Origin of the sequence: Pseudomonas sp. BF-R-19, assembly GCF_019956445.1 — a bacterium.
In the GTDB taxonomy this organism is placed as follows: domain Bacteria; phylum Pseudomonadota; class Gammaproteobacteria; order Pseudomonadales; family Pseudomonadaceae; genus Aquipseudomonas; species Aquipseudomonas fluorescens_BH.
Genome location: NZ_JAHBDN010000066.1, coordinates 38,336 through 44,937, shown reverse-complemented (window position 1 = coordinate 44,937; position 6,602 = coordinate 38,336). Strand labels below are relative to the sequence as shown.

6 protein-coding genes are annotated in these 6,602 nt (G+C 62.9%); 1 reads left to right on the top strand and 5 read right to left on the bottom strand.

Going from position 1 to position 6,602, the window contains the following annotated elements; all coding sequences use genetic code 11:
• Window positions 1-64: 64 nt before the first annotated feature.
• The 5 genes from KGB28_RS19295 to pedF form a co-directional block, all read right to left on the bottom strand.
• Window positions 65-1,840 (bottom strand): PQQ-dependent methanol/ethanol family dehydrogenase, encoded by a 1,776-nt coding sequence (locus KGB28_RS19295; protein ID WP_223447161.1) that lies wholly within the window; start codon window positions 1,838-1,840, stop codon window positions 65-67.
• 274 nt (window positions 1,841-2,114) lie between these two features.
• On the bottom strand, window positions 2,115-3,053 hold the full coding sequence (locus KGB28_RS19290) for a quinoprotein relay system zinc metallohydrolase 1 (protein ID WP_223447154.1): 939 nt from the start codon (window positions 3,051-3,053) through the stop codon (window positions 2,115-2,117).
• A 16-nt stretch (window positions 3,054-3,069) separates the two neighbouring features.
• Window positions 3,070-3,831, bottom strand: coding sequence for a quinoprotein dehydrogenase-associated SoxYZ-like carrier (locus KGB28_RS19285; RefSeq protein WP_223447132.1), 762 nt, complete (start codon window positions 3,829-3,831; stop codon window positions 3,070-3,072).
• 10 nt (window positions 3,832-3,841) lie between these two features.
• Window positions 3,842-4,717, bottom strand: coding sequence for a substrate-binding periplasmic protein (locus KGB28_RS19280; RefSeq protein WP_223447130.1), 876 nt, complete (start codon window positions 4,715-4,717; stop codon window positions 3,842-3,844).
• 3 nt (window positions 4,718-4,720) lie between these two features.
• Window positions 4,721-5,182, bottom strand: coding sequence for a cytochrome c-550 PedF (gene pedF, locus KGB28_RS19275; protein ID WP_223447128.1), 462 nt, complete (start codon window positions 5,180-5,182; stop codon window positions 4,721-4,723).
• A 210-nt stretch (window positions 5,183-5,392) separates the two neighbouring features.
• Here pedF and KGB28_RS19270 point away from each other — a divergent pair, with 210 nt between their 5' ends.
• Window positions 5,393-6,577: an ABC transporter substrate-binding protein gene (locus tag KGB28_RS19270; protein ID WP_223447126.1), complete on the top strand. Its 1,185-nt coding sequence runs from the start codon at window positions 5,393-5,395 to the stop codon at window positions 6,575-6,577.
• Window positions 6,578-6,602: the final 25 nt, after the last annotated feature.

The following is a 6,602-nucleotide window of genomic DNA, read 5'->3' as shown; positions in this document are numbered from 1 at the left end:
GATCACGCAACATCAATGTTGAATGTGAAGGCCCCTTCGCGAGCAAGCCCGCTCCCACAAGGGATCAGTGCTTGGCCACGAGGTCTTTCGGCAGCTTGAAGGTCCAGAGCATGCCGCCCTGGTTGAAGTCCTTCACCCGCTTGGCCACTTCGCCGCCCCACAGCGGCACCGCGCCGCCCCAGCCGGAGAGCACCGAGACGTACTGTTCGCCGTCCATTTCCCAGGTCACGGGTGAGCCGAGCACGCCGGAACCGGTCTGGAATTCCCAGACCTTTTCGCCGGTCTTGGCATTGAACGCCTGCAGGAAACCTTCCGGCGTGCCGGTGAACACCAGGTTGCCCTTGGTGGTCAGCACCCCGCCCCACAGCGGCGCGTAGTTCTTGTGGCGCCAGACTTCCTTGCCGGTTTTCGGATCGATCGCCCGCAGCACGCCGATGTAATCTTCGTTCAACGGCTTGATGGTGAAGCCGGCGCCGAGGAACGCCGCGCCTTTCTTGTAGGCGATGCCTTCGTTCCAGATGTCCATGCCCCATTCGTTGGACGGCACATAGAACAGCCCGGTGTCCTGGTTGTAAGCCATCGGCATCCAGTTTTTCGCGCCGAGGAACGCCGGCGCGACGAAGACCGAACTGCCCTTGGCTTCGGAACCCGGGGCACCGGGACGGCTGGCCTCGTTGTAGATCGGCCGGCCGTTCTTATCCAGGCCGGTGGCCCAGGTGATCTTGTCCACGAACGGGAAGCCACGGATGAACTTGCCGTTGGTACGATCCAGCACATAGAAGAAGCCGTTACGGTCGGCAGTGGCCGCCGCCTTGATCTCCTTGCCGCCTTCGCTGTAGTTGAACGACACCAGTTCGTTCACGCCGTCGTAGTCCCAACCGTCGTGGGGCGTGCTCTGGAAGTGCCACTTGATGGTGCCGTCGTCCGGGTTGAGCGCCAGGCGCGACGAAGAGTAGAGGTTGTCGCCAGGGCGCAGGTGCGAGTTCCACGGCGCCGGGTTGCCGGTACCGAACAGCAGCAGATTGGTTTCCGGGTCGTAATAGCCGCCCAGCCAAGGGGCCGCGCCGCCGGTTTTCCAGAGATCGCCCGGCCAGGTCTTGCCCGCCTCGCCGCCGGAGATGCCGTTCTCCACCGCTTTGCCGTCCTTGTAGACGAAGCCCATATGGCCTTCGACCGTCGGCCGGGTCCACAGCAGGTCACCGTTTTTCGGGTCGTAGGCCTCGATCTTGCCCACCACACCGAACTCGCCACCGGCCACGCCGGTAATCAGCTTGCCGTTGATCACCAGCGGCGCGGCGCTGATCGAGTAGCCTTCCTTGTGGTCGGCGACTTTCTTGCTCCACACCACCTTGCCGGTGTCCTTGTTCAGCGCCACGAGCTTGGCGTCCAGGGTGCCGAAAATCACCAGGTCGCCATACAGCGCGACGCCACGATTGATCACGTCGCAGCAAGGGCGGATGTCATCGGGCAGGCGCGCATCGTATTGCCAGAGTTTTTTGCCGGTGCGTGCATCCACGGCGAACACCCGGGAGTAGGAACCGGTCATGTACATCACGCCGTCCTTGACCATCGGCTGCGCCTGCTGGCCACGCTGTTTTTCACCGCCGAAGGAAAACGCCCAGGCCGGTCGCAGCTCCTTGACGTTGTCGACGTTGAGAATATCCAGCGGACTGTAGCGCTGCCCTTGAACGCCGAGACCGTTGGTCACGACCTGTTCCGGGTTCTTCGGGTCCTGGAGAATGTCCTGGTCGGAAACCCCGGCCAATGCCTGGCCGGACAACAGCATGGCACTGAGCAGCAGGCTCAAGACGAAGGGCTGGCGACGTGCGGGTTGGGTCATGACGGCTTCCTCTGCGGATTTTTGTTATGTCCGGAAAATTCTCCCGGTCTGGTGCAGATTCTTGAGCGCCGCCGCCCTGGCAACAATTGCCCGCAATGAGGAGATTGCTAGTTCCTTGGTACAGGTTTGGAGGAGATGAGCAGTGGATTTTGTGCCCGACACAGGCCCCCTGTGGGAGCGGGCTTGCTCGCGAAAGCGGTCTATCTGTCACATTGATGCTGGATGTGCTGCCGTCTTCGCGAGCAAGCCCGCTCCCACATTTGATCGGGGTGGGTCAGTTATTTGCGGTGGAATCCACCCGTGTCATCCGCTCGCGCTCGTAGCGCGGGTACAGATGACTGACGCTGCGGATCAGTTCGTAGCGGCTCAGGTTGATCCCGGTGAAACGTTCGGGGATGGGGCTGCGGATCATCTCGGCCATGTCGCTGCCATTGGCGGCGCCGTCGCGCATCAGCTGATCGAGCCAGGTCAGGTAATCGCGCATCTGCTCGAAGGGCTGCGGATCACTGGCCACCGGCCCATGGCCGGGCACCACCAGCGTCCAGGGCAAGCCTTGCAGGGTCGCGATGTCCGCCAGCCACACTGACAGCCCTGGGCTGTTGGGCGTGGTCAGCGCCCGCTGATAAAACACCAGGTCCCCGGCAAACAGCACGCCGGTTTGCTGGTCGAGAATAGCCAGATCCGCGCCCGTATGCCCACCCAGGCTCAGCAGACGCAGATCGTGATTCCCAAAACTTTTCACGCCGGGTGCCAGCGTCTGCGTCGGCAGCACCACTTCGGTGCCACGCATCCAGTCGCCGACCATCCGGTACATATTCTCGGCCATCGCATCGCCTTGCCGGTGCAACAGCTCGGTGGTGCCGGCCAGGGCGCCGATCGGCACGTCGCTGAAGGTTTGATTGCCCAGCACATGGTCCGGGTGGTGATGGGTCAGCAAGACCTCGACCACCGGCTTGTCGGTGGTGGCGGCAATCGCCTTGCGCAGCGCTTCGCCGTAACGCCGGGACGGGCCGGTGTCGATCACCACCACTCCGCGCTCAGTGACGATGAACGCAGTGTTGACGATGTTGCCGCCGTTGGCCTTGGCGAAATTATCCGTGCTGCCTTCCAGCAGCCAGGTGTCCTGGGCGATCTGCCGGGGCTTGAGCGAATACTCGAGATCGGCCAGGGCCGGCAGACTGACGCTCAGCACCATCAACAGGATCCAGCGCATGCCACGCTCCTTGAGGTCAGGGGATCGACGCATCGAACTCATTACCGCTGTTGTCCCGCAGCAGCAGGCGCGTTTGCCCTGCCCCTTCGATGTCGAAGGCCAGGTTGGGGTTTTCGCTGACCGCCGGAAACAGCTCCAGCCGGGCCAGCACTTGCTCGTTGTGGTCGCGCAACTCGGCATGGTTGATGAAGAATTCCGGAATGCCGCTGACCATGCCGTTGTCCATCGGATGGGCCACCTGCAAACGCAAGCGGCTGAATTCGCCCCGGGGATAACGGCCGCCAAGCACTTCGCCGATGTGCTCCTCCCAGCCCGGTTGAGTGCGCACCACGCTCGGCGCGGTGCAACCGCCACCGGCGGCGTCGATCAGTGTCGAACCGACATGCCACACGCCGTCGCGGGTCAACACCGCCGCGCGCAAGGGCGTGGCCTGTTCGATGCGAATGCGCAACGACAGCCAGGGCAAAACCGAATTCAGCGGCTGGAAGTCGACGATTTTCGGCAAAGGGTTAAGTTCTGCCCAGGCGAGGATTTTCACCACCTCGCCCTTGAACGCCCGGGCGTCGATTTCCAGCGGCACCTGCCGGGCATCTTCGGCAAACGGCGGCGCCAGCAGCTTGACCCGATCATCGAAAACGAACGGCGCATTGCCGAGAAACTGCTGCTGATAGAAAGTCCACATCACCGATGGCACCGGGTCTTTGCCGGGATCGATAGCGCCAGCCTGTGCCGCCAGGCTCAACCAGCAGGCCAACAGACAACTCCCTCGCCATTTCATCGCCTGCTCCTTATTGATACATCTCGGGCACGTCGTATTGCAGGCCGTAATGGCCGTAGATGGTCTTCACCGAGCCCTCGCGGATGAGGCTTTCCAGCGCCTCCTCCACGGCATAGGCCAGTTGCCGGTTGCTTTCGTGCACCGCCATGCCGATTTCCCAGAGCTGCTTGCCCATGTTCGGATAGGCGTTCGCAGCCAGTGCCACCTGAGGGTCGGCCGCTTCGTGCACTTGCCAGTCGATTTCGCCGCGCATGGCCATCACCGCGTCGACTTCACCGGCCTTCATCGCGGCAAACGCCTGGGGTACGCCAGGATAGTGATGGGTCTTGCTGGCGAGCATGCCGTTGAACACCGAGGTCAGGTAAAACGACGGTACGCTGTCGACTTCGACACCAATCGGGTGATGCTCGAACACCGCGACGCTGGCGACCTTGTCCAGTCGCCGACGGTCATAGGCCACCTGCCATTGTTCGTTCTGATACGGACCGAACATCACCACCTGGCCGTTGACCAGTTCGCCGAACTCGTTGCGCTTCTGCGCGTAGTCACGGTCGTAGGGCACGCGCATCATCAGGTCGGCCAGTTGCTGGTTGTGCAAGGCACTGGCACGCCAGATGTAATCGCGCAGGTCGTCGTCGAGCTTTTCCCCGGCCGGCGCCCAGATCAGCGTCAGGCGCACGCCGAGCGCCTTGGCCAACGCTTCGGCGAGTTCGACATCGACACCCCGGGGCTTTCCGGCGCGTTCAAAGCTGTAGGGGGCGAAGTCCTTGTAGACCGCGACCTTCAGCTCCCCGGCGGCGATCATTTCGTCGTAGTTGCGAACCTGCGCCTGCGCCGCCTGGCAGCACAGCCACAAAGCGCCGATCAACACCGCGAGCAGGCGCATGGGTCACTCCTCGACGTGCACAGTGTCCAGATAAGTGCGCACCGCCCACAGGGCTTCCTGGCTCAGGTAGTCGGCCATCTTCGGCATGTACACCCGACCGTCGCGCACCGCGCCATGGCGCACCCGCTCGGCGAACCACTCATCGCCCGACTCACCGACATCGAGCATGCGCAAGTCGGGGGCGATGCCGCCGGACTTGGCTTCCAGGCCATGACAGGCCGCGCAGTTCTGGGTATAGGCCGAGGAGCCGATCTCCACCGCCTTGTCATGTTCCGGGGCGGTGCGATACGGGTTCACCGCGGCCCAGCCATCGGCATCGAGCTGCACACCGGCATCCTTGATTGGCGTCAGTCCCTTGGTTTCCACGGCCTGTGGCACCACGTTGCCGTGGGCCCAGACGGAACCTGCGCTGATCAAACTGGCCAATAGCCCGGTCACGAGCAAGGCGTTGCGTTTTGTTGTCATTGTTATGCCCTCTGGATTGCACGCAAAACCTCTTGGCAGAGGCTATGGCAGCCATCTTAGAAACGGCATCGCACTCACCCCATGCTGCTTTGGTGGTCGCTACCTAGTCCCTTGGTAGTAAGGCGCTGGATGGACACCACCGGTACTTTCTGCATATTTCCTCAGCTTCACGGGCTACCTAAGCTGGCGCTACCTGTAATGGAGTACCCTATGCGCCAGCTCATCCCTTACGCCTTGATCTACCTGCTGGCGATTGCCTGCGCCGCCGGCCTGGTCACCCAGAGCCAAGCCGCCGATGCACCCTTGCAGGTGCGGATCGGCTACCTGGGTTATCGCCCCGACCCCGGTCCGTTGCTGTCCAACGTCATCCCCGAGCCCGCCGATGCCGGGCAGCGCGGCGCCGAACTGGCGATCACCGACAGCAACAGCACCGGGCGTTTTCTCAACCACGGCTACAGCCTGGTCAGCGCCAGTGTCGACAGCCCCGAAGCCTTGCTTGAAGCGGCGAAGATCCAGCATGAACAGGGCCTGCGCCTGTTTGTGGTGAATACCCCCGCGACCAGCCTGCGCCAATTGAGTGCAGCACTGCCCGACAGTTTGCTGTTCAACGCCGGTAGCCCCGATGACAACCTGCGCACCACCGATTGCCTGCCGAACGTGCTGCACACCTTGCCGAGCCGGGCGATGCTTGCCGATGCACTGGCGCAGTTTCTGGTGCTGCGCAAATGGCAGCGGGCGCTGCTGATTATCGGCCCGACTCCGGACGATCAAGCCTATGCCGCCGCCCTGCGCCGCGGGGCCAAGCGCTTCGGCTTGCAACTGGTGGCGGAAAAAACCTGGAGCTTCGACAACGACCAACGCCGCAGCGCCCAGGCGGACATGCCGTTGTTCACCCAGACCGCCGAGTACGACGTGGTACTGGTGGCCGATGAACGCGGCGACTTCGGTGAATACGTGCCCTACCAGACCTGGTACCCGCGCCCGGTCGCCGGCACCCAGGGCCTGACCCCGGTGGGCTGGCACAAGACCGTGGAAACCTACGGCGCCGCGCAGCTGCAAAAACGCTTCGAAGCCCTGACCGGGCGCTGGATGAATGACCGTGATTTCGCCGCGTGGATCGCCGTGCGCAGTATCGCCAGCGCCGTGAGCAAATTGCGCCAGGCCGAGCCGATGGCGATCCGTACGCTGGAAATCAGCGACCAGTTGCCGCTCGACGGTTTCAAGGGCCGCAAGCTCAGCTACCGGCCGTGGAACGGCCAGTTGCGCCAGCCGATTCCCATCGTCCAGCCCCGGGCGCTGGTCAGTACGTCCCCCCAGGACGGTTTTCTGCACCCGTTCAACGAGATGGACAGCCTGGGCTACGACAAACCCGAGGTCAGCTGCCGCTTTCCCTGAGCCGATAATCACAACAACAAGGAAT

Bases quoted from the DNA above. Each gene is read 5' to 3' on its own strand.
- KGB28_RS19295 (WP_223447161.1), bottom strand. From the start codon at position 1,840: ATGACCCAACCCGCACGTCGCCAGCCCTTCGTCTTGAGCCTGCTGCTC.
- KGB28_RS19290 (WP_223447154.1), bottom strand. From the start codon at position 3,053: ATGCGCTGGATCCTGTTGATGGTGCTGAGCGTCAGTCTGCCGGCCCTG.
- KGB28_RS19285 (WP_223447132.1), bottom strand. From the start codon at position 3,831: ATGAAATGGCGAGGGAGTTGTCTGTTGGCCTGCTGGTTGAGCCTGGCG.
- KGB28_RS19280 (WP_223447130.1), bottom strand. From the start codon at position 4,717: ATGCGCCTGCTCGCGGTGTTGATCGGCGCTTTGTGGCTGTGCTGCCAG.
- pedF (WP_223447128.1), bottom strand. From the start codon at position 5,182: ATGACAACAAAACGCAACGCCTTGCTCGTGACCGGGCTATTGGCCAGT.
- KGB28_RS19270 (WP_223447126.1), top strand. From the start codon at position 5,393: ATGCGCCAGCTCATCCCTTACGCCTTGATCTACCTGCTGGCGATTGCC.